This is a genomic window from Mammaliicoccus sciuri, assembly GCF_002901825.1.
GTDB lineage: Bacteria > Bacillota > Bacilli > Staphylococcales > Staphylococcaceae > Mammaliicoccus > Mammaliicoccus sciuri.
The window spans coordinates 1-438 of the sequence record NZ_PPQD01000023.1; the positions used below are offsets into that span (position 1 = coordinate 1).

The 438-nt window shown below is 42.7% G+C and carries 1 protein-coding gene; it reads left to right on the plus strand.

The genetic code is table 11. From position 1 onward, the window contains the following. Positions 1-438: E domain-containing protein (locus CD035_RS06945; RefSeq protein ID WP_180991820.1), on the plus strand; the 438-nt coding region annotated here is incomplete at both ends.

Consider the following 438-nt stretch of genomic DNA (forward strand, 5'->3'; position numbering starts at 1 on the left):
CAAGGACACAAAGATGAGTTCGATCCAAACTTACCAGTAGACGGCACAGAAGAAGTACCAGGTAAACCAGGAATTAAGAACCCAGATACAGGAGAAGTGGTAACACCACCGGTTGACGATGTCACAAAACATGGTCCAAAAGCAGGCGAACCAGAGGTTACTAAGGAAGAAATTCCATTTGAGAAGAAACGCGAATTCAATCCAGACTTAAAACCAGGTGAAGAAAAAGTAACACAAGAAGGACAACCAGGAGAGAAAACAACAACAACGCCAATTACAATTAACCCAATTACGGGAGAAAAAGTAGGCGAAGGTGAGCCAACAGAAGAAGTAACAAAAGAACCAGTAGATGAAATCACACAATTCGGTGGAGAAGAAGTACCGCAAGGACACAAAGATGAGTTCGATCCAAACTTACCAGTAGACGGCACAGAAGAA